The sequence below is a fragment of the Pseudomonas serbica genome (assembly GCF_028823535.1).
GTDB classification, from domain to species: Bacteria; Pseudomonadota; Gammaproteobacteria; order Pseudomonadales; family Pseudomonadaceae; genus Aquipseudomonas; species Aquipseudomonas serbica.
Window position 1 is genome coordinate 261475 of record NZ_JAQIYM010000010.1, and the last position, 23790, is coordinate 285264.

The following is a 23790-nucleotide window of genomic DNA, read 5'->3' on the forward strand; positions in this document are numbered from 1 at the left end:
ATCATGTGGACTGAATGATGCTCAACCGCTCACCCACCACCATCTCCGTGATCCAGTCCACCAGGATCGAGGTGTAGGCCTGCTGTGAAATGGGGTCGCTCAGCGCATGATCGGCGCCGTCGATGATGCGGTGGGTCAGCGAGTGGGTCTGCTGACACGCCGCGCGATAACTCATGATGGTTGCATGGGGTACGTAGTCATCGGTTTGCGACTCCACCAGCAACACATCCCCGGTAAATTGCGAACAGGCATGCAGCGCCCGGTTGCTGTCAGCGCGCACCAACGTGCTGCGGTAATCGCGCAGGTCGAGCTTGTCCAGATCGCGTTTGGGCGTGTGCCATTGATCATCGCGGTATAGCGCCGGCACCCGCAACGCCAGCCAGCGCACCGGCCGCAGCGAGGTGAGGATCGAGGCCAGGTAACCGCCATAACTGGTGCCGACCACGGCAATTGCCGAGGTATCCAGCGCCGGGTGTGCGAGCAATCGGTCGTAGGCCGCCAGCAGGTCGCGCAGGTTGTCTTCACGGGTCACGCGGGTCAGCGGAATACCCGTGCCACCGGTGTGCCCGCGCAGGTCGAAAGTCAAGCAGACACAACCCAATCCGGCGATGCCCTTGGCCCGTTCCAGGTCGCGCTCCTGACTACCGCCCCAACCGTGCACGAACAGCACGCCGGGGACTTTCGATTTAGGGCTGAGAAAAGTCCCGCTCATCTGTTCGTCGTCGATGTCGATTTGAATGCTTTCGCTTCTAGCCGTCATAGGATTTGACCGTTACGTACTTGAGGAGGAAATCGCTGTTTTCCGCCGGCCCGCGGTACACCTCGATGGCGTCCGCCGGCAGCGGTTGATCGATGTAGGTCTCCACCGAAGACACGCGAATCGCGCGCATCCCCGGATCGTTGACGAAACTCTGCAAGGCTGCCACTTCAGCGCTGCTGGCACCGCCCATGCGCCAGGATTGCTCAAGCACGCCGCTGCGTTGCTGGCCGTCACTGGCAATGCCCTGGGCGATGTCGTAATTGCGCCGTGAGGCATAGAAACCGGGATAGGCTTCATCTGCGGCGCCATCAAATACCTGGGCCTGCCTGATCGCCAGTTGCACATTGTCAGGCAAATCCAGCGTCAGCAGATCGTCGTAGCCACCCTGCACCACCAGCAGGTTGGAACCACCATAGACCTCTTCGCCGTGGGCGTCTTTGGTCAAGTATTGATCACCGCAGTAACTGAGCACCTTGTCGCCGATGAAACTCTGCCCGACGCTGTGGGTAATCACCTGGTCCAGGTCCTGCTCGAGCACCACGCCCTCACTGAACAGCGCTTTCGCTTCAGGGCGGGCGAGAATTTCATCGAACTGATCGAGGCTCTTGATGACTTCCTGCCCACGCCCGGCACAGGCATGAATCGGCTTGATGCGGATCGCACCGCTGTAGAGCAGATGCTCCGCCGCCGGCCGCGCGTCCTCGAACGAGAAAACACTGAGACCATCAAGCACTACAGTGCGCACCCGCTCGGAAAACAACGGCGCCCAGCCTTGCGGTGCACGGGCATGTCTATTCAACAAACCATGGCTGATGGCTTTGGTGCAGATGAAATCATGCTCGACGTATCCGCCCCACAAATCCTCGGGTCCCTGGACGCCCAACTCCCGAGCAACAGCGGTGCCAACCAGGGTCTGGGTTGGCAACAGATAAATATCCCGCCCATTGTGCGCCTGCGGGTCGTAGCTGCCGCCAAATTTGAGTCCAAGGATTTGCGCCAGCCAACGGGCCAGGGCGCGATTGGTTTCGACTTCATGCTGTGGCGCACCGGGACGCACCGAATGGGCGACTACGAGTTTCTTGCGGTTTGTTGGGGTCATGCGTCCCCCTTCAGTTGTCGCGATATGAATGTAGCTGATGGAGTGCAGGGTTCAGGCCAACCGTTTCCTGAAAAAAAAGGTTTGGAAATCAGCCTGTTGCAGAATGGATGATGGCACCGAGCCAGCCTTATTCTGCACGACCGGATTGTTCAATCCGGCATTTTGCACGACTCGACCCTGACATCGCCTCCACAGGGGATTTGGGAGCTGCTTCTATCGGCCTGCAACACTCGGCATCACGCCAAACCGCGCCCGATAGTCACTCGGCGCCAGCCCGGTTATCTTCTTGAACGTCGAACGAAACGCCCCCGGATCCTGATATCCCACGGTCCAGGCAATGTGATCGATGGTGCCGTTGGTGAACTCGAGCATTTCCCGGGCCTTGCCGACTCGCAGGTGCTGGCAGTATTCCGTGGGCTTGAGTCCGGTCGCCGCGCGGAAACGGCGCAGGAACGTCCGCTCTTCCAACCCTGCCCGCTCAGCCATCGTCGCCAGCGAGACATCGGTGGCCCCAGTCCTTTGCAACCAGTGTTGAACCTTGAGAATCGAGGCGTCGCCATGGCTGAGAATCGGCGCGAAATTGCTGCCGCACTCACTGGCGCTGTCGCTGTGTTCCACCACCAGGAAACGCGCAGTGCCGGTGGCAATGCTCGGCCCCAATAGACGATCCACCAGGCGTAGGCCCAATTCAGACCAGGCCATCAGCCCGGCCGTGGTAATCAGGTCGCCGTCGTCGACAATGGGTGTATCGGCTTTGAGCTTGATCGCCGGGTAACGCTCGCTGAAGGATTTTGCCGAAGTCCAGTGAGTGGTGGCACTGCGACCGTCGAGCAAGCCACTTTCAGCCAACAGCAGCGAACCCACGCAGACACCACCGAGGGTTGCACCGCTGGCGTGCTGTTGGCGAAGCCAGCGCAACAGCGTCTGTGGCGCCTGGCCTTCGGTAAACCCGGCGATCGACGGTGGAATCAATACCGCCACCAATGCGCCGTCCCTAGCGGGATGGCTGTCATAGACACGAACTGGCGCCTGCTCGCCATCAACCTGCCAATGGCTCACCCGCAGCAAGGGCAAGCGCGCCTCCTGGTGCTCGGCGGCAATCCGGTTGGCCACCCCGAACAGGTCAGTCAATCCATGCACCGCCGCCATCTGCGCGCCGGGATAGATCAACACGCCCAGTTCGACGATCGCCCTTTGTGCATCCATTGTCAGTTTTCCCCCTTCTATTGTCGGTGCGGCCAATCCCCGGAATGCAGGCCAGGGCCAATACTCCATTCCACACCCAAACCGCACTTCGAGGAAACAGTCATGGCCAAGCAAGCACTCATCGTAGTCGATATCCAAAAAGACTACTTCCCCCAAGGCAAGTGGCCGCTGGTGGGGGCCGACGCTGCCGCGGACAACGCAGTGCGCCTGCTCAAAGCCTTTCGTGATGCTGGTGATTCGGTGGTACACATCCGCCACGAATTCACTTCCGAAGACGCACCGTTTTTCACCCCTGGCTCCGACGGCGCCAAGCTGCACCCGAAAGTCCTCAACCAGGACAACGAGCCGGTGGTGCTCAAGCACTTCGTCAACTCGTTCCGCGAAACCGAACTCCAGTCCATTCTCGACGAGCAAGGCATCAAGGAACTGGTGGTGGTCGGCAGCATGAGCCACATGTGTATCGATGGCATCACCCGCGCCGCCAACGACCTCGGCTACAGCGTCACGGTGATCCACGATGCCTGTGCCTCCCGGGATCTGGAGTTCAACGGCATGACCATTCCGGCGGCGCATGTACATGCGGCATTCATGTCGGCCCTGGGCTTTGCCTACGCCAAGGTGGTGTCGACCGACGAATTCCTCGCGAACTGAAGTTTCATCGCAAAAAAAAACCCGCACTTCAGACCGAAGTGCGGGTTTTGTTTTTCAGCTGGCGGCCAGTAGCCTGGGGCTTACAGCTGTTTTAGAACGGAATATCGTCATCAAAGCTGTCGAAGTCCGGAGCTGGCTGCGGAGCGGCCTGCTGAGGAGCCGGGCGCGACTGTTGCGGGGCCGACTGCTGCGGACGCGGGGCCTGCTGGCGAGGCGCGGATTGCTGGTAGTTGTTACCACCCTGGCCTTGCTGGTCACCCTGCTGTGGACGACCGCCCAGCAGTTGCATGGTGCCTTGCATGTCGACCACGATTTCGGTGGTGTAACGCTTGATACCGTCTTTTTCCCACTCGCGGGTCTGCAGCTTGCCTTCGATGTAGACCTGCGAACCTTTACGCAGGTATTCGCCGGCGATCTCTGCGACCTTGCCGAACATCGACACACGGTGCCATTCGGTTTTTTCGACTTTCTGACCGGTTTGCTTGTCGGTCCACTGTTCGCTGGTTGCCAGACTCAGGTTGGTCACGGCGTTGCCATTCGGCAGGTAACGAACTTCAGGATCCTGGCCGCAAGTGCCGACCAATATGACTTTGTTAACCCCACGGGCCATTACGTTCTCCTAGGCTACGCACGCTGCCCCGGCCGGGTTGTTCACCAGGCGCTCAAGGGTGGTGCGATCCAATAGTTCGGTGTCCAATTTGATGTAAATCGCCGCTTCGTCTGCGACTATCACTGCATCTGTTACCCCTACGACGGCCTTCAGGCGCTCAACCAGCCCCGCTTCGCGGATCGCCTCGGGCGACAATGGCAAGCGCAGGCTTGTCACGTAGGGAGGTTCACGCATGGTAACAGCAAAGGCCAGCCAGAGGGCAGCCAGACCGGCGCATCCAAGGAACACAACCGACAGACCGCCATGCTGGAACAGCCAGCCGCCGAGTATGCCGCCCAGTGCCGAGCCGAGGAACTGACTGGTGGAGTAGACCCCCATCGCCGTGCCCTTGCCGCCGGCCGGTGAAACCTTGCTGATCAGCGATGGCAACGAAGCCTCCAGCAGATTGAAGGCCGTGAAAAACACCACGGTTCCAATTACCAGAGCCCGCAAGCTGTCGCCGAACTGCCAGAAGAATAGCTCAGTGAGCATCAGCGTCACGACGGCACCGAGTAAAACTCGTTTCATTTTGCGTCTCTTCTCGCCGTAGATGATGAACGGGATCATGGCGAAGAAGGAAATCAGCAGCGCGGTCAGATACACCCACCAATGCTGCTCCTTGGGTAGCCCGGCTTTCTGCACCAGCGCCAGGGGCAAGGCAACGAAACTTGACATCAACATCGCGTGCAACACGAAGATACCAAGATCCAGGCGCAACAGGTCCGGGTGCTTGAGCGTCGGAATCAGCGCCTGCCGGGCGACACCGGACTCACGATGCTGCAACGGCCCCGTGGAGCGCGGCACCATGAACATCACAATGACAATGCCGAACAGCGCCATGCCACCGGTGGCAAGGAACAACCCGGACAGCCCGAAGGCACGGGTCAACAACGGCCCTACTACCATGGCGACAGCGAACGACAGGCCGATCGTCATGCCGATCATGGCCATGGCTTTTGTCCTATGCTGTTCACGGGTCAGGTCTGACAGCAACGCCATCACCGCTGCGGAAATCGCCCCGGCACCTTGCAGGATGCGCCCGGCGATCACGCCCCAGATCGAGTCGGCGTTCGCCGCCAGTACGCTTCCGAGCGCGAAGACGATCAGCCCCAGGTAAATCACCGGGCGGCGGCCGATGCGGTCGGAAATGAAGCCGAAGGGAATCTGGAAAATCGCCTGGGTCAGGCCGTAAGCGCCAATCGCCAGCCCGATAAGGGCCGGGGTCGCTCCCGCCAGGTCCATCCCATAGGTCGCCAGAACCGGCAACACCATGAACATGCCAAGCATACGGAAGGCGAACACCAGGGCCAGACCGCTTGCCGCGCGGGTCTCACTGCCACTCATGCGCTCGCTGTGGGGATCGTGCATGGAAAAACCTCATGTGAACCGGCGGCGATTCTACCAGTCCCATCGATTGGCGGGGTATATCGCGACGCTTTGCCGCGCGTAGATGACAGAGCTTTCATGTAAGGCTACGAAACCAGTATTCGATAGTGTGCATCCATCCAGTATTTGGCCGTATACTCCTACGTTTTCGACGCCCGCCGAGCGAGGCCACTTTGGACAAGATCCTGATTCGTGGGGCTCGAACCCACAACCTGAAGAACATCGACCTGACCCTGCCAAGGGACAAGCTGATCGTCATCACCGGCCTGTCCGGCTCCGGCAAGTCGTCCCTGGCGTTCGACACGCTGTACGCCGAAGGCCAGCGTCGTTATGTCGAGTCGCTGTCGGCCTACGCCCGGCAGTTCCTGTCAATGATGGAAAAACCTGACGTCGACACCATCGAAGGCCTGTCGCCGGCAATCTCCATCGAACAGAAGTCGACCTCGCACAACCCGCGCTCGACCGTCGGCACCATCACCGAAATCTACGACTACCTGCGCCTGCTGTATGCACGCGTCGGCATTCCGCGCTGCCCGGATCACGACATTCCCCTGGAGGCGCAGACCGTCAGCCAGATGGTCGACCTGGTGCTCGCCGAGCCGGAGGGCCGCAAGCTCATGCTGCTGGCCCCGGTGATTCGCGAGCGCAAAGGCGAGCACCTGTCGGTTTTCGAAGAACTGCGCGCCCAAGGATTCGTCCGTGCGCGGATCAACGGCAAGCTGTATGAGCTGGACGAAGCGCCCAAGCTCGACAAGCAGAAAAAACATACCATCGATGTCGTGGTCGACCGTTTCAAGGTCCGCGCCGACCTGCAACAACGCCTGGCCGAGTCCTTTGAAACTGCGCTGAAACTGGCGGACGGCATCGCTCTGGTGGCGCCGATGGACGATGAGCCTGGCGAAGAGATGATCTTCTCCGCGCGTTTCGCCTGCCCGATCTGCGGGCATGCCATCAGCGAACTCGAGCCCAAGCTGTTTTCCTTCAACAACCCGGCCGGCGCCTGCCCGACCTGTGACGGCCTGGGGGTGAAGCAGTTCTTCGACATCAAGCGCCTGGTCAATGGTGAACTGACCCTGGCCGAAGGCGCGATTCGCGGCTGGGACCGGCGCAACGTCTATTATTTCCAGATGCTCGGCTCGCTGGCCTCGCACTACAAGTTCAGCCTGGAAGTGCCGTTCAACGAACTGCCGGCTGATCAGCAGAAGAGCATTCTGCACGGCAGCGGGTCGCAAAACGTCGATTTCAAATACCTCAATGACCGGGGCGATATCGTCAAGCGCTCGCACCCGTTCGAAGGCATCGTACCGAACCTGGAACGTCGCTATCGCGAAACCGAGTCGGCCTCGGTGCGCGAAGAGCTGGCCAAGTTTCTCAGCACCCAGTCCTGCCCTGATTGCCGCGGCACCCGTCTGCGTCGCGAGGCACGGCACGTGTGGGTCGGCGAGAAAACCCTGCCGGCGGTGACCAACCTCCCAATCGGTGATGCCTGCGAGTACTTCGGTGAACTGAAACTAACTGGCCGCCGAGGCGAAATCGCCGACAAGATCCTCAAGGAAATTCGCGAGCGCCTGCAATTCCTGGTCAACGTCGGCCTCGACTATCTGTCGCTGGATCGTAGCGCAGACACCCTGTCCGGTGGCGAGGCCCAGCGTATTCGCCTGGCCAGCCAGATCGGCGCTGGCCTGGTCGGCGTTCTGTACATCCTCGACGAGCCCTCAATCGGCCTGCACCAGCGCGATAACGACCGGTTGCTCGGCACTTTGAAACACCTGCGCGACATCGGCAACACGGTGATCGTGGTGGAGCACGATGAAGACGCGATTCGCCTGGCCGACTATGTAGTGGATATCGGCCCGGGCGCAGGGGTCCACGGTGGGCATATCGTCGCCGAAGGTACACCGGCCGAAGTGATGGCGCATCCCGACTCCCTGACCGGCAAATACCTATCGGGCCGGGTGAAGATTGCGGTGCCGGCCAAGCGTACGCCGCGCAACAAGAAACTGTCGCTAACCCTCAAGGGTGCCCGTGGCAACAACCTGCGCAATGTCGACCTGGAGATCCCGATCGGCCTCTTGACCTGCGTGACCGGCGTGTCCGGCTCAGGCAAGTCGACGTTGATCAACAACACGCTCTTTCCGCTGAGCGCCACGGCACTCAACGGTGCAACCACCCTGGAAGCTGCCGCGCACGACAGCATCAAGGGCCTGGAACATCTGGATAAGGTCGTGGACATCGACCAGAGCCCCATCGGCCGTACGCCGCGTTCCAACCCGGCCACCTACACCGGCCTGTTCACACCGATCCGCGAGCTTTTTGCCGGTGTGCCGGAATCTCGCTCTCGCGGCTATGGCCCCGGGCGTTTCTCCTTCAACGTAAAGGGCGGACGCTGCGAGGCTTGCCAGGGTGACGGGCTGATCAAGGTGGAAATGCACTTCCTGCCGGACATCTATGTGCCCTGCGATGTTTGCAAGAGCAAGCGCTACAACCGTGAAACCCTCGAGATCAAATACAAGGGTAAGAGCATCCACGAAACCCTCGAGATGACCATCGAGGAAGCCCGGGAGTTCTTTGATGCGGTTCCGGCCCTGGCGCGCAAGCTGCAAACGCTGATGGACGTCGGCCTGTCGTACATCAAGCTGGGGCAATCGGCGACCACGCTGTCCGGCGGCGAAGCCCAGCGGGTGAAACTTTCCCGCGAGCTGTCCAAGCGAGATACTGGCAAGACCCTGTACATCCTCGATGAGCCGACGACTGGCCTGCACTTCGCGGACATCCAGCAACTGCTGGACGTGTTGCATCGCCTGCGCGACCACGGCAACACGGTGGTGGTGATCGAGCACAACCTCGACGTCATCAAGACCGCTGACTGGCTGGTGGACCTGGGTCCGGAGGGTGGTTCCAAGGGTGGGCAGATCATTGCCGTCGGTACGCCGGAAGAAGTCTCAGAAATGAAGCAATCCCATACCGGTTACTACCTCAAACCGCTGCTGGAGCGTGACAGGGCTTAACCGGGCTCCATGAAAAAGCCCCTGTCACTTCATCAGTGACAGGGGCTTTTTTTGTATCAGCAATCAGGTGTGGGATTGCAGATAGTTTTCGAGACCGATCAACTTGATCAGGCCCAACTGCTTCTCGAGCCAATAGGTGTGATCTTCTTCGGTGTCGTGCAATTGGACCCGCAGCATTTCGCGGCTGACATAGTCCTTGTGCTGCTCGCAGAGCTTGATGCCCTTGCACAGCGCGGCCCGCACCTTGTATTCCAGGCGCAGGTCAGCTTCAAGCATCTCGGTCACCGTGGTGCCGACATCCAGATCATCCGGACGCATGCGCGGCGTGCCTTCGAGCATCAGGATTCGGCGCATCAGGGCATCAGCGTGCCCGGCTTCCTCTTCCATCTCGTGGTTGATTCGTTCGTAGAGCTTGGTGAAACCCCAGTCCTCATACATCCGCGAGTGGACGAAATATTGATCACGCGCGGCCAGCTCGCCGGTCAGCAACGTGTTGAGGTAATCGATAACGTCTGGGTGGCCTTGCATCGCCCTACATCTCCCTGCTTGAAAGTCTGTAGTTTGAACCAACCTTGCCATAACGTCACCCGAAAGACGCAATAAAAGCGAAGATATTCTGAGAAAAGCAGCTTAAATAACGCAAAAACCGCCCAAACAAGGGCGGTTCTGCTTCTCATTTAGACTTCGTTAAGCTGTACGTTGAGCAGCGTTGCGATTGCTTCTCCATACGCCGGATCTGCCTTGTAGAAATGCTGCAATTGGCGATCGACGACGTCGCTCGATACGCCTGACATGGCTCCAGCGATGTTATTGACCAGCAGCGTTTTCTGCTCGTCACTCATCAGTCGGAACAGTGCGCCGGCATGACTGTAGTAGTCGGTATCTTCGCGATGATCGTAGCGATCGGCCGCACCACTTAAAGCCAGCGCGGGCTCAGCATAACGAGGCGCCTGTTTTGGCGACTGCGAATAGCTATTGGGCTCGTAGTTCGGTGCCGCACCTCCATTGTTGCCAAAAGCCATCGAGCCATCGCGCTGATAGGTGTTCACCGGGCTGCGTGGTGCGTTAACCGGCAACTGTTGGTGATTGGTGCCGACACGGTAGCGGTGCGCGTCAGCGTAAGCGAATACACGACCTTGCAGCATGCGGTCTGGCGACAGACCTACGCCTGGCACCATGTTGCTGGGGCCGAACGCGGCCTGCTCAACCTCGGCGAAGTAGTTCAATGGATTTCGGTTGAGTTCCAGCTCACCGACTTCGATCAGCGGGAACTCCTTCTGCGACCAGGTCTTGGTCACGTCGAACGGGTTCTCGTAGTGCGCTGCGGCCTGAGCCTCGGTCATGATCTGGATGCACACACGCCACTTCGGAAAGTCACCGCGCTCAATGGCTTCGAACAGGTCGCGCTGGGCGTAATCCGGATCGGTACCTGCCAGGCGCGCAGCTTCTGCAGGGGCGAGATTCTTGATCCCTTGCTTGGTCTTATAGTGCCATTTGACCCAATGACGCTCGCCCTGAGTATTGATAAGGCTGTAAGTGTGGCTGCCGAAGCCGTGCATGTGACGGTATCCATCAGGGATACCGCGGTCGGAAAACAGGATGGTGACCTGGTGCAGCGCCTCGGGCGAATGCGACCAGAAGTCCCACATCGCCTGGGCACTCTTCAGGTTACTTTGCGGCAAACGCTTCTGGGTGTGGATAAAGTCCGGGAATTTCAGTGGATCACGAATGAAGAACACGGGGGTGTTGTTGCCAACGATGTCCCAATTGCCTTCCTCGGTGTAGAACTTCAAGGCGAACCCGCGCGGATCACGCTCGGTATCGGCCGAACCACGCTCGCCACCCACGGTGGAAAACCGCAGGAAAGTGGGGGTTTGCTTGCCGACTGCCTCAAACAGCTTCGCGCTGGTGTATTGAGTGATATCGCGTGTGACGGTGAACGTACCGTAGGCACCCGAGCCTTTGGCGTGTACGCGGCGCTCTGGGATGTTTTCACGGTTGAAGTGGGCAAGCTTCTCGATAAGGTGAAAGTCATCGAGCAGCAGCGGGCCACGAGGGCCGGCGGAACGGGAATTCTGGTTATCGGCAACAGGAGCGCCACTGGCGGTAGTAAGCGTATTGTTTTGGCTCATGCGATGTTCCTTCCTCTGTCGGTCTTGAACTGCCGGCTATCGGCTGAGAAGGAGTATTGACCATCAATATGACAGCTACAAATTCATTAACTTGCAGGCATCGATAGAGAAAAACTAATGATCATCCCCATCACATCATGACGCTGTGAACGAAGGGCACGCTTGTACAAACGGCGCGTTTCTTACAGGCACAAAAAACCGGGCACTAGGCCCGGTTCTTTGTTTCAGACTGACGTCTTACTCGGCAGATACAGCTTCGCCAGCAGTAGCACGATCAACCAACTCGACGTACGCCATAGGCGCGTTGTCGCCAGCGCGGAAACCGCACTTGAGGATGCGCAGGTAGCCACCCTCACGGGTAGCGTAACGCTTGCCCAGGTCGTTGAAGAGCTTACCAACGATAGCTTTCGAACGAGTACGGTCGAAAGCCAGACGACGGTTAGCAACGCTGTCTGTCTTGGCCAAAGTGATCAGCGGCTCGGCAACGCGGCGCAGTTCTTTAGCTTTTGGCAGAGTAGTTTTGATCAGCTCGTGCTCGAACAGCGACACCGCCATGTTTTGGAACATGGCCTTGCGGTGCGAGCTGGTGCGGCTCAGGTGACGACCACTTTTACGATGACGCATGGTTCATTCCTTACCAAACACTACGTTCGGTGATTACGACGATCAGGCAGTCGCCTTGTCGTCCTTCTTAAGACTTGCAGGCGGCCAGTTGTCGAGGCGCATGCCGAGGGACAGACCGCGGGAGGCCAGAACGTCCTTGATTTCAGTCAAGGATTTCTTGCCCAGGTTCGGAGTCTTCAACAGCTCTACTTCGGTACGCTGAATCAGGTCGCCGATGTAGTAGATGTTTTCCGCCTTAAGGCAGTTAGCCGAACGTACAGTCAGTTCCAGATCGTCAACCGGGCGAAGCAGGATCGGATCGATCTCGTCTTCCTGCTCGACAACCACTGGCTCACTGTCACCTTTGAGGTCGACGAACGCAGCCAACTGCTGTTGCAGGATGGTTGCAGCACGGCGGATAGCCTCTTCAGGATCCAGGGTACCGTTGGTTTCCAGATCAATAACCAGCTTGTCCAGGTTAGTACGCTGTTCGACACGGGCGTTTTCCACCACGTATGCGATACGGCGAACCGGGCTGAACGAAGAGTCAAGCTGCAAGCGACCGATGCTGCGGCTTTCGTCTTCATCGCTCTGACGCGAGTCTGCCGGTTCATAACCACGACCACGAGCTACTACGAGCTTCATGTTCAGGGCGCCGTTAGACGCCAGGTTAGCGATTACGTGATCGGGATTAACGATCTCGACATCATGATCCAGCTGAATATCGGCAGCGGTAACCACCCCCGAACCCTTCTTCGACAAGGTCAGCGTAACTTCGTCACGGCCGTGCAGCTTGATAGCCAGACCTTTAAGGTTCAACAGGATTTCAATTACGTCTTCCTGTACACCTTCGATGGCGCTGTACTCGTGGAGCACACCGTCAATCTCGGCCTCGACTACTGCACAGCCGGGCATTGAGGACAACAGGATGCGGCGCAGCGCGTTGCCCAGGGTGTGGCCAAAGCCACGCTCGAGAGGCTCGAGCGTGATCTTGGCGCGGGTTGGACTGACAACTTGCACATCAATGTGGCGAGGTGTCAGGAACTCATTTACCGAAATCTGCATGGATGCACCTATTTTCTAGCCCTTACTTGGAGTAGAGCTCGACAATCAGGCTTTCGTTGATGTCGGCGGACAGATCACTGCGAGCTGGAACGTTCTTGAAAACGCCCGACTTCTTCTCAGTGTCTACTTCTACCCATTCTACGCGGCCACGTTGGGCACACAGATCGAGAGCTTGGACAATGCGAAGTTGGTTTTTTGCTTTCTCGCGAACAGCGACCACGTCACCAGCACGAACCTGGTAGGACGGAACGTTAACGGTTTGACCGTTTACGCTGATCGACTTGTGCGATACCAGCTGACGGGATTCGGCGCGAGTCGAACCAAAGCCCATACGGTATACAACGTTGTCCAGACGGCATTCGAGCAGTTGCAGCAGGTTTTCACCGGTTGCACCTTTCTTGCCAGCAGCTTCTTTGTAGTAGCCGCTGAATTGACGCTCGAGAACGCCGTAGATACGACGGACCTTCTGCTTTTCACGCAGTTGGGTGCCGTAGTCGGACTGGCGACCGCGGCGTTGGCCGTGGATACCAGGTGCTGCTTCAATGTTGCACTTCGATTCGATCGCGCGCACGCCGCTCTTCAGGAAGAGATCGGTGCCTTCGCGACGAGCGAGTTTGCATTTTGGACCAATGTAACGAGCCATTCTTTACAATCTCCTGGATTACACGCGGCGCTTCTTCGGCGGACGGCACCCGTTGTGCGGGATTGGCGTCACGTCGGTGATGCTGGCGATCTTGTAGCCACAGCCGTTCAAAGCGCGGACTGCGGATTCACGACCTGGACCTGGACCTTTGACGTTTACGTCGAGGTTTTTCAGGCCGTATTCCAGCGCAGCTTGACCAGCACGTTCAGCAGCTACTTGAGCAGCAAACGGGGTGGACTTGCGGGAACCGCGGAAACCCGAACCACCGGAGGTAGCCCAGGAAAGAGCGTTACCTTGACGGTCGGTAATGGTCACGATGGTGTTGTTAAAAGATGCATGGATGTGGGCGATGCCATCAACCACTGTCTTTTTAACTTTTTTACGAGGACGAGCAGCAGGTTTTGCCATGATAATTTTCCTGTCGATTCGCTGGGGCGATTACTTGCGGATCGGCTTACGCGGACCTTTACGGGTACGCGCGTTGGTCTTGGTACGCTGACCGCGTACTGGCAGACCACGACGATGACGCAGACCGCGATAGCAACCGAGGTCCATCAAGCGCTTGATTTTCATGTTGATTTCGCGACGCAGGTCACCTTCAGTGGTGAACTTCGCCACTTCGCCACGCAGCTGTTCAATCTGCTCGTCGCTCAGATCTTTGATCTTTGCTGCTGGGTTTACCCCAGTCTCTGCACAAATTTTCTGTGCAGTAGTGCGACCAACACCATAGATGTAGGTCAGCGAGATAACAGTATGCTTGTTATCTGGAATGTTAACGCCTGCAATACGGGCCATTCAGTGGGACTCCAATTGACAGCTACCTACGCCCCGGAAGCCAAGAAATAGGGCGCGAGATAATATCGCTGTAATAACAAATAATCAACCCGGCAGCGCACTAGCTGCCGGGCTTGAAGCACAATCACACTCAGCCTTGGCGCTGTTTGTGACGCGGTTCCGCGCTGCAAATTACTCGAACAACACCTTCGCGGCGAATAATCTTGCAGTTACGGCACAGCTTTTTCACCGATGCACGAACTTTCATCACCAACTCCTCGAACCTTATGGGTCAGCGCAGCATGCCGCTGCCGTAACCCTTCAGGTTGGCTTTCTTCATCAGGGATTCGTACTGGTGCGAAACGAGGTGCGATTGTACTTGGGACATGAAGTCCATCACAACCACGACGACGATCAGCAACGAGGTCCCGCCAAGGTAGAACGGAACGTTGGCTGCAACCACCAGGAACTGGGGCAACAGGCACACGGCCGTCATGTAAAGAGCACCGAACAGGGTCAAACGAGTCAGAACGCCATCAATGTAGCGCGCAGACTGCTCACCTGGACGGATGCCCGGAATAAAGGCACCGGACTTCTTCAGGTTTTCCGCTACGTCTTTCGGATTGAACATCAACGCCGTATAGAAGAAGCAGAAGAAAATAATCCCTGCACTAAACAGCAGAATATTCAACGGCTGACCAGGAGCGATCGACTGCGAGATGTCCTGCAACCAGCCCATACCTTCAGACTGACCGAACCAGGCACCCAGCGAAGCCGGGAACAGCAAAATGCTGCTCGCGAAAATGGCCGGAATAACACCGGCCATGTTCACTTTCAGCGGCAAGTGGCTAGTCTGCGCAGCGAAGACCTTACGGCCCTGCTGACGCTTGGCGTAGTGAACAGCAATACGACGCTGACCACGCTCAATGAACACCACGAAACCGATGATCGCTACTGCCAGCAAACCGATGGCAACCAGGGCGAAGATGTTGATATCACCCTGACGTGCAGACTCGAAAGACTGCCCGATCGCTCTCGGAAGACCGGCGACGATACCCGAAAAAATCAACATCGAGATACCGTTGCCAACACCACGCTCAGTAATCTGCTCACCCAGCCACATCATGAACATCGCACCAGCCACAAAAGTGGTTACCGCGACGAAATGGAAGCTAAAGTCACCAGTGAACGAAACGCCCTGCCCCGCCAGACCAATGGACATGCCAATGGCCTGGACAAGAGCAAGGACGACAGTGAGGTAGCGGGTGTACTGGCTGATCTTGCGACGGCCAGCTTCACCTTCCTTCTTCAACTGCTCCAGCTGCGGGCTGACGGCGGTCATCAGTTGCATGATGATCGATGCCGAAATGTACGGCATGATCCCCAGTGCAAAAATGCTCATCCGCTCCAGCGCGCCGCCGGAAAACATGTTGAACAAGCTAAGAATGGTCCCCTCATTCTGTCGAAACAGGTCCGCGAGTCGGTCCGGGTTAATACCTGGAACCGGGATGTGTGCGCCTATTCGGTAGACGATAATCGCCAGGAACAGAAAACGCAGACGAGCCCAGAGTTCAGACATACCGCCTTTGCCGAGCGCAGAGAGAGCACCTTGCTTAGCCATTTATTCCTCGAACTTGCCGCCAGCTGCTTCGATAGCCGCACGCGCACCTTTGGTGGCGCCGATTCCCTTGCCGATAGTGACAGCGCGAGTCACTTCACCGGACAGCATGATTTTCACACGCTGTACGTTGACGTTGATCACGTTGGCATCTTTCAGGGACTGCACGGTGACGATGTCGCCTTCCACTTTGGCCAGCTCGGACAGACGCACTTCTGCGCGGTCCATGGCTTTCAGGGAAACGAAACCGAACTTCGGCAGGCGACGATGCAGCGGCTGTTGACCGCCTTCAAAGCCTGGAGCAATGGTGCCACCGGAGCGGGAAGTCTGACCTTTGTGACCACGGCCACCAGTCTTACCCAAACCACTACCGATACCACGGCCCGGACGATGCTTTTCGCGACGGGAACCCGGCGCTGGACTCAGATCATTGAGTTTCATCGATTAACCCTCGACACGCAGCATGTAGTAAGCCTTGTTGATCATCCCGCGATTCTCGGGAGTATCCTGGACTTCTACAGTGTGACCGATGCGACGCAGACCCAGACCCTTAACGCACAGTTTGTGGTTAGGGATGCGGCCGGTCATGCTTTTGATCAGCGTAACTTTAACGGTAGCCATGATCAGAAGATCTCCTTGACGCTTTTGCCACGCTTGGCGGCAATGGATTCAGGAGACTGCATAGCCTTCAGACCCTTGAAAGTGGCGTGAACCACGTTTACAGGGTTAGTCGAGCCGTAGCACTTGGCCAGAACGTTCTGAACGCCAGCAACTTCGAGAACGGCACGCATTGCGCCGCCAGCGATGATACCGGTACCTTCAGAAGCAGGCTGCATGTACACCTTCGAAGCGCCATGGGCGGACTTCATTGCGTACTGCAGGGTGGTGCCGTTCAGATCAACCTGGATCATGTTGCGGCGAGCAGCTTCCATTGCCTTCTGGATCGCAGCAGGCACTTCACGCGACTTGCCACGGCCGAAGCCAACACGCCCTTTACCATCACCCACCACGGTCAACGCGGTGAAAGTGAAGATACGGCCGCCTTTAACGGTTTTGGCTACGCGGTTAACTTGAACCAGCTTCTCGATGTAGCCTTCGTCGCGCTTTTGGTCGTTATTTGACATAACTTAGAACTCCAGCCCAGCTTCACGAGCAGCATCAGCCAGCGCTTTAACGCGGCCGTGGTACTTGAAGCCAGAGCGGTCGAAAGCCACCTGCGAGACGCCAGCGGCCTTAGCACGCGTAGCGACCAGCTGGCCAACCTTAGTGGCCGCGTCGATGTTGCCAGTGGCGCCATCACGCAGTTCTTTATCCAAAGTCGAGGCGCTTGCCAGGACTTTGTTGCCGTCGGCCGAAATGACCTGGGCGTAGATGTGCTGCGAAGAGCGGAACACGCAGAGACGCACGACTTCGAGTTCGTGCATTTTCAGGCGTGCTTTGCGAGCGCGACGCAGTCGAGTAACTTTTTTGTCGGTCATTTGCTATGCCCTACTTCTTCTTGGCTTCTTTACGACGGACGACTTCGTCCGCGTAGCGCACACCTTTGCCTTTGTACGGCTCTGGTGGACGGAAGTCGCGGATCTCGGCGGCCACTTGACCTACCAGCTGCTTGTCGATGCCCTTGATCAGGATATCGGTCTGGCTAGGAGTCTCAGCGGTGATGCCTTCCGGCAGTTCGTAATCCACTGGATGCGAGAAGCCAAGAGCCAGGTTCAGCACTGTGCCTTTTGCTTGCGCTTTGTAACCAACACCGACCAGCTGGAGCTTGCGCTCGAAGCCTTGGCTTACGCCTTGGACCATGTTGTTTACCAACGCACGAGTGGTACCAGCCATTGCGCGAGTTTGTTGATCGCCATTGCGAGCAGCGAAACGCAGCTCACCAGCTTCTTCAACGATCTCAACGGACGAATGGATGTTCAGTTCGAGAGTGCCCTTGGCACCCTTCACCGAAAGCTGTTGGCCTGCGAATTTTACTTCGACGCCGGCTGGCAGCTTAACGGGGTTCTTAGCGACGCGAGACATGCTTATCCCCCCTTAGAACACAGTGCAAAGAACTTCGCCGCCGACACCGGCAGCGCGCGCAGCACGATCAGTCATCACACCCTTGTTGGTGGAGACGATAGACACACCGAGACCGCCACGAACTTTTGGCAGATCATCGACGGACTTGTACTGACGCAGGCCTGGACGGCTAACGCGCTTCACTTCTTCGATAACCGGACGGCCTTCGAAGTATTTCAGCTCGATAGACAGCAGTGGTTTGGTTTCGCTGCTGATCTGATAACCCGCGATGTAACCTTCGTCCTTCAGGACTTTGGCAACAGCTACCTTCAACGTGGAAGATGGCATGCTTACGACGGACTTTTCAGCCATCTGGGCATTACGGATTCGAGTTAGCATGTCCGCTAACGGGTCCTGCATACTCATGGGCTAGACGCTCCTAATACAGAAAAATTAGCCTTGCGGCTACTACGTGTCGCCGAGAATCTCCGGGTAAAAAAACACGGGCTCAGGCGAGCCGGGTATTCTAGACACACTCCGGAAATGAAACAAGCCCCAAAAGGGGCTTGTTCCAGATTCAAGGCCACCGGTGGTCAGGTTCTTGCGAACCTTCGCACCGAGACTTTGACAGTACTTACCAGCTGGCTTTAACCAGACCTGGTACGTCACCACGCATTGCCGCTTCACGCAGTTTGTTACGGCCAAGGCCGAACTTGCGGTAAACGCCGTGTGGACGACCGGTCAGGCGGCAGCGGTTACGCATGCGCGAAGCGCTTGCGTCACGTGGCTGCTTCTGCAGGGCTACTGTAGCTTCCCAACGCGCTTCTGGACTTGCGTTCAGATCAACGATGATAGCTTTCAGTGCTGCACGCTTCTTGGCGTACTTGGCAACCGTGAGCTGACGCTTCAGCTCGCGGTTTTTCATGCTCATCTTGGCCATGGTCCTACTCCAATCAGTTGCGGAACGGGAATTTGAACGCACGCAGCAGAGCGCGGCCTTCATCATCGTTCTTGGCAGTGGTGGTCAGGGTGATGTCCAGACCGCGGAGAGCATCGATCTTGTCGTAGTCGATTTCCGGGAAGATGATCTGCTCTTTCACGCCCATGCTGTAGTTACCACGACCATCGAAGGACTTGGCATTCAGGCCGCGGAAGTCGCGAACCCGAGGCAGGGAGATCGACAGCAGACGATCCAGGAACTCGTACATACGCTCACGGCGCAGGGTCACTTTGACGCCGATCGGCCAACCTTCACGGACTTTAAAGCCAGCGATGGATTTGCGAGCGTAGGTCACAACGACTTTCTGGCCGGTGATCTTTTCCAGGTCAGCAACAGCGTGCTCGATGACTTTTTTGTCGCCGATCGCTTCGCCCAGACCCATGTTCAGGGTGATTTTGGTAACGCGCGGAACTTCCATCACGTTCGAAAGCTTAAGTTCTTCCTTAAGTTTCGGAGCGATTTCCTTCCGGTAAATCTCTTTTAGTCGTGCCATGGTCTTCTACCTAGCAGTGTTCAAGCATCAACCGCTTTTTGGGTCGACTTGAAGACACGAATTTTCTTACCGTCTTCTACTTTGAAACCAACGCGGTCAGCCTTGTTGGTTTCGCCGTTGAAGATGGCTACGTTAGAAGCGTGCAGTGGCGCTTCTTTCTCGACGATACCGCCTTGTACGCCCGACATCGGGTTAGGCTTGGTATGACGCTTGACCAGGTTCAGACCACCAACAACCAGACGGTTGTCAGCAAGAACCTTCAGCACCTTACCGCGCTTACCTTTGTCTTTGCCGGCGATCACGATGATCTCGTCGTCACGACGAATCTTTTGCATGTCGGATCTCCTTACAGCACTTCTGGGGCGAGCGAGACGATCTTCATGAACTTCTCAGTACGAAGTTCACGGGTCACTGGCCCAAAGATACGGGTGCCGATCGGCTCTTGCTTGTTGTTCAGAAGAACAGCAGCGTTGCCATCAAAGCGGATAATGGAGCCATCAGCACGACGTACGCCGTGACGAGTGCGGACTACAACAGCAGTCATCACTTGGCCTTTTTTCACTTTACCGCGAGGAATTGCTTCCTTCACGGTAACCTTGATGATGTCACCGATACCAGCGTAACGACGATGGGAGCCACCCAGCACCTTGATGCACATAACACGGCGAGCGCCGCTGTTATCGGCCACATCGAGCATGGATTGAGTCTGAATCATATAATTTCTCCGACCCCTAGTCCTTAGACTTCCACAGCGCGTTCGAGAACATCAACCAGCGCCCAAGACTTGGTCTTGGCCAAAGGACGAGTTTCACGAATAGTGACTTTGTCGCCGATGTGGCACTGATTGGTTTCGTCGTGCGCGTGCAGCTTAGTCGAACGCTTAACGTATTTACCGTAGATCGGGTGCTTAACGCGACGCTCGATCAGAACGGTGATGGTTTTGTCCATCTTGTCGCTGACAACACGGCCAGTCAGCGTACGGACAGTTTTTTCGGCTTCAGCCATGATTACTTACCTGCCTGCTGGTTGAGCACAGTCTTCACGCGAGCGATGTCACGCTTAACTTGCGAGAGCAGATGAGACTGCCCCAACTGGCCAGTTGCTTTCTGCATACGCAGATTGAACTGGTCGCGCAGCAGGCCGAGCAGTTGCTCGTTCAGCTGCTGTGCGGATTTTTCACGAAGTTCATTCGCTTTCATCACATCACCGTCCGTTTAACAAAGGAGGTGGCGAGCGGCAGCTTTGCAGCAGCCAGGGCGAAAGCCTCACGCGCCAGCTCTTCAGAAACACCCTCGATTTCATACAGGACTTTGCCTGGCTGAATCTGGGCAACCCAGTATTCCACGTTACCCTTACCTTTACCCATCCGAACCTCGAGAGGCTTTTTGGAGATCGGCTTGTCCGGGAATACACGGATCCAGATCTTGCCGCCACGTTTTACGTGACGGGTCAGAGCACGACGCGCTGACTCGATCTGACGAGCGGTGAGACGACCACGAGCTACAGACTTCAGCGCGAACTCGCCGAAGCTGACTTTGCTACCGCGCAATGCCAGGCCACGGTTGTGACCAGTCATTTGCTTGCGGAACTTCGTACGCTTTGGTTGCAACATTTGGCGTACCCCTTACTTAGCAGCTTTTTTACGAGGCGCTGGTGCTTGTGGTTTCAGTTCTTCTTGGCGACCACCAATTACTTCGCCTTTGAAGATCCAAACCTTTACACCGATCACACCGTAGGTGGTGTGAGCTTCGTAGTTGGCATAGTCGATGTCGGCACGCAGGGTGTGCAATGGCACACGACCTTCGCGATACCATTCAGTACGTGCGATTTCAGCACCGCCGAGACGACCGCTCACTTGGATTTTGATGCCTTTGGCACCAATGCGCATGGCGTTCTGAACAGCGCGCTTCATAGCGCGACGGAACATTACGCGACGCTCCAGCTGCTGAGCTACGCTCTGCGCAACCAGCATACCGTCGAGCTCCGGCTTGCGGATCTCTTCGATATTGATGTGCACAGGCACACCCATTTGCTTGGTCAGGTCCTGGCGCAGTTTCTCAACATCTTCACCTTTCTTCCCGATAACGATACCTGGACGAGCGGTGTGGATGGTGATGCGTGCAGTTTGAGCCGGACGATGGATATCGATACGGCTTACGGACGCGCTTTTTAGTTTGTCTTGGAGATACTCACGCACCTTCAGATCTGCGAGCAAATAGTCCGCATAAGTCCGACCGTCTGCGTACCAGACGGAGGTGTGCTCCTTGACGATTCCCAGGCGAATGCCAATGGGATGTACTTTCTGACCCATCTCTTCGACTCCGTTACTTGTCAGCAACCTTGACAGTGATATGGCAAGACCGCTTGACGATGCGATCAGCACGGCCTTTGGCACGTGGCATGATGCGCTTCAGCGAACGCCCTTCGTTGACGAAAACGGTGCTGACTTTCAGGTCATCAACGTCTGCGCCTTCGTTATGCTCGGCGTTGGCTACGGCCGACTCCAGCACTTTCTTCATGATCTCGGCGGCTTTCTTACTGCTGAAAGCCAACAGGTTGAGCGCTTCGCCCACCTTCTTCCCGCGGATCTGGTCGGCGACCAAGCGGGCTTTCTGGGCGGAGATTCGAGCGCCCGACAACTTAGCGGCTACTTCCATTTCCTAACCCCTTAACGCTTGGCTTTCTTGTCTGCCACGTGCCCGCGATAAGTGCGGGTACCGGCGAACTCGCCCAGTTTGTGGCCGACCATGTCTTCGTTAACGAGAACTGGGACGTGTTGACGACCGTTGTGTACTGCGATGGTCAGACCGACCATTTGTGGCAGGATCATCGAACGACGCGACCAGGTTTTCACCGGTTTGCGATCATTCTTTTCCGCCGCCACTTCGATCTTCTTCAGTAGGTGAAGATCGATAAAAGGACCTTTTTTCAGAGAACGTGGCACTGTCGTATCCCTCTATTTACTTGCGACGACGGACGATCATTTTGTCGGTACGCTTATTACCACGAGTCTTCGCGCCCTTAGTCGGGAAGCCCCATGGCGATACCGGATGACGACCACCAGAGGTACGACCTTCACCACCACCATGTGGGTGGTCAACCGGGTTCATGGCAACACCACGAACGGTTGGGCGAACGCCACGCCAGCGTTTGGCACCAGCTTTACCCAGCGAACGCAGGCTGTGCTCGGAGTTCGAGACTTCGCCCAGGGTCGCGCGGCATTCAGCCAGCACTTTACGCATCTCACCAGAACGCAGACGCAGGGTCACGTAAACGCCTTCACGAGCGATCAGCTGAGCCGAAGCACCAGCGGAACGAGCGATCTGAGCGCCTTTACCTGGCTTCAATTCGATGCCGTGTACGGTGCTACCAACTGGAATGTTACGCAGTTGCAGAGCGTTGCCCGGCTTGATCGGCGCCAGGGCACCTGCGATCAGCTGGTCGCCAGCGCTCACGCCTTTAGGGGCGATGATGTAGCGACGCTCGCCATCTGCGTACAGCAGCAGAGCGATGTGAGCAGTACGGTTTGGATCGTATTCGATACGCTCGACAGTGGCAGCGATGCCATCTTTGTCGTTGCGACGGAAATCGACCAGACGATAATGCTGCTTATGACCACCACCGATGTGACGAGTGGTAATACGGCCATTGTTGTTACGACCACCAGACTTCGACTTCTTCTCGAGCAGCGGTGCGTGAGGAGCGCCTTTATGCAGCTCCTGGTTGACCACCTTGACCACAAAACGGCGGCCAGGGGAAGTCGGTTTGCATTTAACGATTGCCATGATGCACCCCTTCCTTACTCAGCACTGCTGCTGAAATCGAGATCTTGGCCTGGCTGAAGGGAGATAACTGCCTTCTTCCAGTCATTACGCTTGCCCAGACCGCGAGCAGTGCGCTTGCTCTTACCCAGAACATTCAGGGTAGTAACACGCTCTACTTTCACGCTGAACAGGCTTTCGACGGCCTTCTTGATTTCCAGCTTGGTTGCGTCAGTAGCAACCTTGAAAACGAACTGGCCTTTCTTGTCTGCCAGAACCGTAGCCTTCTCGGAAACGTGCGGGCCAAGCAGAACTTTAAATACGCGTTCCTGGTTCATCCCAGCAGCTCCTCGAATTTCTTCACGGCCGACACGGTGATCAACACCTTGTCGTATGCGATCAGACTAACTGGATCGGAACCTTGCACGTCACGTACATCTACGTGTGGCAGGTTACGAGCAGCCAGGTACAGGTTCTGATCAACAGCGTCCGACACGATCAGAACGTCGGTCAGGCTCATGTTGTTCAGTTTGCCCAGCAGGTCTTTGGTTTTCGGCGTCTCAACGGCGAAATCCTGAACCACGACCAGACGATCAGTACGCACCAGCTCAGCAAGGATGGAACGCATTGCTGCGCGGTACATCTTCTTGTTCAGCTTCTGGGAGTGATCCTGAGGACGAGCTGCGAAAGTGGTACCGCCGCCACGCCAGATTGGGCTACGGATAGTACCGGCACGAGCACGGCCAGTACCTTTCTGACGCCATGGGCGCTTACCGCCACCACGAACGTCGGAACGGGTCTTTTGCTGCTTGGAACCCTGACGACCGCCAGCCATGTAGGCCACGACTGCTTGGTGAACCAGCGTCTCGTTGAATTCGCCGCCAAATGTCAGTTCGGAAACTTCGATCGCTTGAGCGTCATTTACATTTAATTGCATGTCA

General features: G+C 56.9%; 35 protein-coding genes. 2 read left to right on the forward strand and 33 right to left on the reverse strand.

Features of this window, described 5'->3' with window-relative positions; all coding sequences use genetic code 11:
* Position 1: 1 nt before the first annotated feature.
* The 3 genes from NQL71_RS18525 to NQL71_RS18535 all read right to left on the reverse strand — a co-directional run bounded on the left by NQL71_RS18525 (position 2) and on the right by NQL71_RS18535 (position 3065).
* Positions 2 to 760, reverse strand: a complete 759-nt coding sequence (locus NQL71_RS18525) for an alpha/beta hydrolase family protein (protein WP_046815901.1) — start codon at positions 758 to 760, stop codon at positions 2 to 4.
* Entirely contained in the window at positions 750 to 1859 is a 1110-nt protein-coding gene (locus NQL71_RS18530; RefSeq protein WP_166619743.1) for a DUF3182 family protein, read from the reverse strand. The genes NQL71_RS18525 and NQL71_RS18530 overlap by 11 nt, the downstream gene beginning before the upstream one ends.
* A 213-nt stretch (positions 1860 to 2072) precedes the next feature.
* Complete coding sequence (locus NQL71_RS18535) at positions 2073 to 3065, reverse strand: GlxA family transcriptional regulator (protein WP_274643092.1); 993 nt, start codon at positions 3063 to 3065, stop codon at positions 2073 to 2075.
* A 102-nt stretch (positions 3066 to 3167) separates the two neighbouring features.
* Between NQL71_RS18535 and NQL71_RS18540 the strand changes: the two genes are divergently transcribed.
* On the forward strand, positions 3168 to 3716 hold the full coding sequence (locus tag NQL71_RS18540; RefSeq protein WP_046815904.1) for a cysteine hydrolase family protein: 549 nt from the start codon (positions 3168 to 3170) through the stop codon (positions 3714 to 3716).
* 91 nt (positions 3717 to 3807) lie between these two features.
* Here NQL71_RS18540 and NQL71_RS18545 read toward each other — a convergent pair whose 3' ends face one another.
* Positions 3808 to 4326, reverse strand: coding sequence for a single-stranded DNA-binding protein (locus tag NQL71_RS18545; RefSeq protein ID WP_274643093.1), 519 nt, complete (start codon positions 4324 to 4326; stop codon positions 3808 to 3810).
* A gap of 9 nt (positions 4327 to 4335) precedes the next feature.
* Complete coding sequence (locus tag NQL71_RS18550; RefSeq protein WP_046815905.1) at positions 4336 to 5733, reverse strand: MFS transporter; 1398 nt, start codon at positions 5731 to 5733, stop codon at positions 4336 to 4338.
* A 191-nt stretch (positions 5734 to 5924) separates the two neighbouring features.
* On the opposite strand from NQL71_RS18550, the gene uvrA reads away from it, so the two are divergent.
* Positions 5925 to 8759 carry an excinuclease ABC subunit UvrA gene (uvrA, locus tag NQL71_RS18555; protein WP_046815906.1) on the forward strand — a complete coding sequence of 945 codons (2835 nt, stop codon included), beginning with the start codon at positions 5925 to 5927 and terminating at the stop codon, positions 8757 to 8759.
* A gap of 63 nt (positions 8760 to 8822) precedes the next feature.
* Here uvrA and bfr read toward each other — a convergent pair whose 3' ends face one another.
* The 28 genes from bfr to rplD all read right to left on the reverse strand — a co-directional run bounded on the left by bfr (position 8823) and on the right by rplD (position 23786).
* Positions 8823 to 9287 (reverse strand): bacterioferritin, encoded by a 465-nt coding sequence (bfr, locus tag NQL71_RS18560; protein WP_008053867.1) that lies wholly within the window; start codon positions 9285 to 9287, stop codon positions 8823 to 8825.
* Between the two features lie 149 nt (positions 9288 to 9436).
* Positions 9437 to 10891: a catalase gene (locus NQL71_RS18565; RefSeq protein ID WP_274643094.1), complete on the reverse strand. Its 1455-nt coding sequence runs from the start codon at positions 10889 to 10891 to the stop codon at positions 9437 to 9439.
* Positions 10892 to 11128: 237 nt separating this feature from the next.
* Positions 11129 to 11515 carry a 50S ribosomal protein L17 gene (gene rplQ, locus NQL71_RS18570; protein ID WP_007970429.1) on the reverse strand — a complete coding sequence of 129 codons (387 nt, stop codon included), beginning with the start codon at positions 11513 to 11515 and terminating at the stop codon, positions 11129 to 11131.
* Between the two features lie 42 nt (positions 11516 to 11557).
* Positions 11558 to 12559, reverse strand: a complete 1002-nt coding sequence (locus NQL71_RS18575; RefSeq protein WP_007970428.1) for a DNA-directed RNA polymerase subunit alpha — start codon at positions 12557 to 12559, stop codon at positions 11558 to 11560.
* Positions 12560 to 12581: 22 nt separating this feature from the next.
* Complete coding sequence (gene rpsD, locus NQL71_RS18580; protein ID WP_003176404.1) at positions 12582 to 13202, reverse strand: 30S ribosomal protein S4; 621 nt, start codon at positions 13200 to 13202, stop codon at positions 12582 to 12584.
* Positions 13203 to 13220: 18 nt separating this feature from the next.
* A complete protein-coding gene (rpsK, locus tag NQL71_RS18585) occupies positions 13221 to 13610 on the reverse strand; it encodes a 30S ribosomal protein S11 (RefSeq protein WP_002555466.1) in 390 nt (129 codons plus the stop codon).
* Positions 13611 to 13640: 30 nt separating this feature from the next.
* Positions 13641 to 13997: a 30S ribosomal protein S13 gene (rpsM, locus tag NQL71_RS18590; protein ID WP_009045849.1), complete on the reverse strand. Its 357-nt coding sequence runs from the start codon at positions 13995 to 13997 to the stop codon at positions 13641 to 13643.
* Positions 13998 to 14127: 130 nt separating this feature from the next.
* Entirely contained in the window at positions 14128 to 14244 is a 117-nt protein-coding gene (gene rpmJ, locus NQL71_RS18595; RefSeq protein ID WP_002555468.1) for a 50S ribosomal protein L36, read from the reverse strand.
* A gap of 24 nt (positions 14245 to 14268) precedes the next feature.
* Complete coding sequence (gene secY / locus NQL71_RS18600; RefSeq protein WP_008065724.1) at positions 14269 to 15597, reverse strand: preprotein translocase subunit SecY; 1329 nt, start codon at positions 15595 to 15597, stop codon at positions 14269 to 14271.
* A complete protein-coding gene (gene rplO, locus NQL71_RS18605) occupies positions 15598 to 16035 on the reverse strand; it encodes a 50S ribosomal protein L15 (RefSeq protein ID WP_003228720.1) in 438 nt (145 codons plus the stop codon). It abuts the gene before it with no gap.
* Positions 16036 to 16038: 3 nt separating this feature from the next.
* Positions 16039 to 16215: a 50S ribosomal protein L30 gene (rpmD, locus tag NQL71_RS18610; protein ID WP_003176408.1), complete on the reverse strand. Its 177-nt coding sequence runs from the start codon at positions 16213 to 16215 to the stop codon at positions 16039 to 16041.
* A gap of 2 nt (positions 16216 to 16217) precedes the next feature.
* Positions 16218 to 16718 (reverse strand): 30S ribosomal protein S5, encoded by a 501-nt coding sequence (rpsE, locus tag NQL71_RS18615; RefSeq protein WP_003186035.1) that lies wholly within the window; start codon positions 16716 to 16718, stop codon positions 16218 to 16220.
* A gap of 3 nt (positions 16719 to 16721) precedes the next feature.
* Positions 16722 to 17072 carry a 50S ribosomal protein L18 gene (gene rplR, locus NQL71_RS18620; protein WP_003186037.1) on the reverse strand — a complete coding sequence of 117 codons (351 nt, stop codon included), beginning with the start codon at positions 17070 to 17072 and terminating at the stop codon, positions 16722 to 16724.
* 10 nt (positions 17073 to 17082) lie between these two features.
* A complete protein-coding gene (gene rplF, locus NQL71_RS18625) occupies positions 17083 to 17616 on the reverse strand; it encodes a 50S ribosomal protein L6 (protein ID WP_003176412.1) in 534 nt (177 codons plus the stop codon).
* Positions 17617 to 17628: 12 nt separating this feature from the next.
* Complete coding sequence (rpsH, locus tag NQL71_RS18630; protein ID WP_008065722.1) at positions 17629 to 18021, reverse strand: 30S ribosomal protein S8; 393 nt, start codon at positions 18019 to 18021, stop codon at positions 17629 to 17631.
* Positions 18022 to 18229: 208 nt separating this feature from the next.
* On the reverse strand, positions 18230 to 18535 hold the full coding sequence (gene rpsN, locus NQL71_RS18635; RefSeq protein WP_003176414.1) for a 30S ribosomal protein S14: 306 nt from the start codon (positions 18533 to 18535) through the stop codon (positions 18230 to 18232).
* Between the two features lie 13 nt (positions 18536 to 18548).
* Entirely contained in the window at positions 18549 to 19088 is a 540-nt protein-coding gene (gene rplE / locus NQL71_RS18640) for a 50S ribosomal protein L5 (protein ID WP_003210069.1), read from the reverse strand.
* A 20-nt stretch (positions 19089 to 19108) separates the two neighbouring features.
* The gene (gene rplX, locus NQL71_RS18645; RefSeq protein WP_003186046.1) at positions 19109 to 19423 is read right to left on the reverse strand and encodes a 50S ribosomal protein L24; all 315 of its coding nucleotides are present in this window, start codon (positions 19421 to 19423) and stop codon (positions 19109 to 19111) included.
* An 11-nt stretch (positions 19424 to 19434) separates the two neighbouring features.
* Positions 19435 to 19803 carry a 50S ribosomal protein L14 gene (gene rplN / locus NQL71_RS18650; RefSeq protein ID WP_002555479.1) on the reverse strand — a complete coding sequence of 123 codons (369 nt, stop codon included), beginning with the start codon at positions 19801 to 19803 and terminating at the stop codon, positions 19435 to 19437.
* A 23-nt stretch (positions 19804 to 19826) separates the two neighbouring features.
* Positions 19827 to 20093: a 30S ribosomal protein S17 gene (rpsQ, locus tag NQL71_RS18655; RefSeq protein WP_003176419.1), complete on the reverse strand. Its 267-nt coding sequence runs from the start codon at positions 20091 to 20093 to the stop codon at positions 19827 to 19829.
* Positions 20094 to 20095: 2 nt separating this feature from the next.
* Positions 20096 to 20287, reverse strand: coding sequence for a 50S ribosomal protein L29 (gene rpmC / locus NQL71_RS18660; protein WP_002555481.1), 192 nt, complete (start codon positions 20285 to 20287; stop codon positions 20096 to 20098).
* Positions 20287 to 20700 (reverse strand): 50S ribosomal protein L16, encoded by a 414-nt coding sequence (gene rplP, locus NQL71_RS18665; protein ID WP_003228729.1) that lies wholly within the window; start codon positions 20698 to 20700, stop codon positions 20287 to 20289. The genes rpmC and rplP overlap by 1 nt, the downstream gene beginning before the upstream one ends.
* 12 nt (positions 20701 to 20712) lie before the next feature.
* Positions 20713 to 21399, reverse strand: coding sequence for a 30S ribosomal protein S3 (gene rpsC / locus NQL71_RS18670; protein ID WP_008065719.1), 687 nt, complete (start codon positions 21397 to 21399; stop codon positions 20713 to 20715).
* A 13-nt stretch (positions 21400 to 21412) separates the two neighbouring features.
* A complete protein-coding gene (gene rplV, locus NQL71_RS18675; protein WP_003103908.1) occupies positions 21413 to 21745 on the reverse strand; it encodes a 50S ribosomal protein L22 in 333 nt (110 codons plus the stop codon).
* Positions 21746 to 21756: 11 nt separating this feature from the next.
* Entirely contained in the window at positions 21757 to 22032 is a 276-nt protein-coding gene (rpsS, locus tag NQL71_RS18680; RefSeq protein ID WP_002555486.1) for a 30S ribosomal protein S19, read from the reverse strand.
* 16 nt (positions 22033 to 22048) lie between these two features.
* Positions 22049 to 22873, reverse strand: coding sequence for a 50S ribosomal protein L2 (gene rplB, locus NQL71_RS18685; RefSeq protein WP_003186055.1), 825 nt, complete (start codon positions 22871 to 22873; stop codon positions 22049 to 22051).
* 14 nt (positions 22874 to 22887) lie between these two features.
* Positions 22888 to 23187: a 50S ribosomal protein L23 gene (gene rplW / locus NQL71_RS18690; RefSeq protein WP_002555488.1), complete on the reverse strand. Its 300-nt coding sequence runs from the start codon at positions 23185 to 23187 to the stop codon at positions 22888 to 22890.
* Positions 23184 to 23786: a 50S ribosomal protein L4 gene (gene rplD, locus NQL71_RS18695; RefSeq protein ID WP_003228735.1), complete on the reverse strand. Its 603-nt coding sequence runs from the start codon at positions 23784 to 23786 to the stop codon at positions 23184 to 23186. Before rplD ends, rplW begins: the two co-directional genes overlap by 4 nt.
* Positions 23787 to 23790: the final 4 nt, after the last annotated feature.

Coding starts and splice junctions, on each gene's coding strand:
- NQL71_RS18525 (WP_046815901.1), bottom strand. CDS start 760: ATGACGGCTAGAAGCGAAAGCATTCAAATCGACATCGACGACGAACAG.
- NQL71_RS18530 (WP_166619743.1), bottom strand. CDS start 1,859: ATGACCCCAACAAACCGCAAGAAACTCGTAGTCGCCCATTCGGTGCGT.
- NQL71_RS18535 (WP_274643092.1), bottom strand. CDS start 3,065: ATGGATGCACAAAGGGCGATCGTCGAACTGGGCGTGTTGATCTATCCC.
- NQL71_RS18540 (WP_046815904.1), top strand. CDS start 3,168: ATGGCCAAGCAAGCACTCATCGTAGTCGATATCCAAAAAGACTACTTC.
- NQL71_RS18545 (WP_274643093.1), bottom strand. CDS start 4,326: ATGGCCCGTGGGGTTAACAAAGTCATATTGGTCGGCACTTGCGGCCAG.
- NQL71_RS18550 (WP_046815905.1), bottom strand. CDS start 5,733: ATGCACGATCCCCACAGCGAGCGCATGAGTGGCAGTGAGACCCGCGCG.
- bfr (WP_008053867.1), bottom strand. CDS start 9,287: ATGCAAGGCCACCCAGACGTTATCGATTACCTCAACACGTTGCTGACC.
- NQL71_RS18565 (WP_274643094.1), bottom strand. CDS start 10,891: ATGAGCCAAAACAATACGCTTACTACCGCCAGTGGCGCTCCTGTTGCC.
- rplQ (WP_007970429.1), bottom strand. CDS start 11,515: ATGCGTCATCGTAAAAGTGGTCGTCACCTGAGCCGCACCAGCTCGCAC.
- NQL71_RS18575 (WP_007970428.1), bottom strand. CDS start 12,559: ATGCAGATTTCGGTAAATGAGTTCCTGACACCTCGCCACATTGATGTG.
- rpsD (WP_003176404.1), bottom strand. CDS start 13,202: ATGGCTCGTTACATTGGTCCAAAATGCAAACTCGCTCGTCGCGAAGGC.
- rpsK (WP_002555466.1), bottom strand. CDS start 13,610: ATGGCAAAACCTGCTGCTCGTCCTCGTAAAAAAGTTAAAAAGACAGTG.
- rpsM (WP_009045849.1), bottom strand. CDS start 13,997: ATGGCCCGTATTGCAGGCGTTAACATTCCAGATAACAAGCATACTGTT.
- rpmJ (WP_002555468.1), bottom strand. CDS start 14,244: ATGAAAGTTCGTGCATCGGTGAAAAAGCTGTGCCGTAACTGCAAGATT.
- secY (WP_008065724.1), bottom strand. CDS start 15,597: ATGGCTAAGCAAGGTGCTCTCTCTGCGCTCGGCAAAGGCGGTATGTCT.
- rplO (WP_003228720.1), bottom strand. CDS start 16,035: ATGAAACTCAATGATCTGAGTCCAGCGCCGGGTTCCCGTCGCGAAAAG.
- rpmD (WP_003176408.1), bottom strand. CDS start 16,215: ATGGCTACCGTTAAAGTTACGCTGATCAAAAGCATGACCGGCCGCATC.
- rpsE (WP_003186035.1), bottom strand. CDS start 16,718: ATGTCAAATAACGACCAAAAGCGCGACGAAGGCTACATCGAGAAGCTG.
- rplR (WP_003186037.1), bottom strand. CDS start 17,072: ATGACCGACAAAAAAGTTACTCGACTGCGTCGCGCTCGCAAAGCACGC.
- rplF (WP_003176412.1), bottom strand. CDS start 17,616: ATGTCTCGCGTCGCTAAGAACCCCGTTAAGCTGCCAGCCGGCGTCGAA.
- rpsH (WP_008065722.1), bottom strand. CDS start 18,021: ATGAGTATGCAGGACCCGTTAGCGGACATGCTAACTCGAATCCGTAAT.
- rpsN (WP_003176414.1), bottom strand. CDS start 18,535: ATGGCCAAGATGAGCATGAAAAACCGCGAGCTGAAGCGTCAGCTCACG.
- rplE (WP_003210069.1), bottom strand. CDS start 19,088: ATGGCACGACTAAAAGAGATTTACCGGAAGGAAATCGCTCCGAAACTT.
- rplX (WP_003186046.1), bottom strand. CDS start 19,423: ATGCAAAAGATTCGTCGTGACGACGAGATCATCGTGATCGCCGGCAAA.
- rplN (WP_002555479.1), bottom strand. CDS start 19,803: ATGATTCAGACTCAATCCATGCTCGATGTGGCCGATAACAGCGGCGCT.
- rpsQ (WP_003176419.1), bottom strand. CDS start 20,093: ATGGCTGAAGCCGAAAAAACTGTCCGTACGCTGACTGGCCGTGTTGTC.
- rpmC (WP_002555481.1), bottom strand. CDS start 20,287: ATGAAAGCGAATGAACTTCGTGAAAAATCCGCACAGCAGCTGAACGAG.
- rplP (WP_003228729.1), bottom strand. CDS start 20,700: ATGTTGCAACCAAAGCGTACGAAGTTCCGCAAGCAAATGACTGGTCAC.
- rpsC (WP_008065719.1), bottom strand. CDS start 21,399: ATGGGTCAGAAAGTACATCCCATTGGCATTCGCCTGGGAATCGTCAAG.
- rplV (WP_003103908.1), bottom strand. CDS start 21,745: ATGGAAGTAGCCGCTAAGTTGTCGGGCGCTCGAATCTCCGCCCAGAAA.
- rplB (WP_003186055.1), bottom strand. CDS start 22,873: ATGGCAATCGTTAAATGCAAACCGACTTCCCCTGGCCGCCGTTTTGTG.
- rplW (WP_002555488.1), bottom strand. CDS start 23,187: ATGAACCAGGAACGCGTATTTAAAGTTCTGCTTGGCCCGCACGTTTCC.
- rplD (WP_003228735.1), bottom strand. CDS start 23,786: ATGCAATTAAATGTAAATGACGCTCAAGCGATCGAAGTTTCCGAACTG.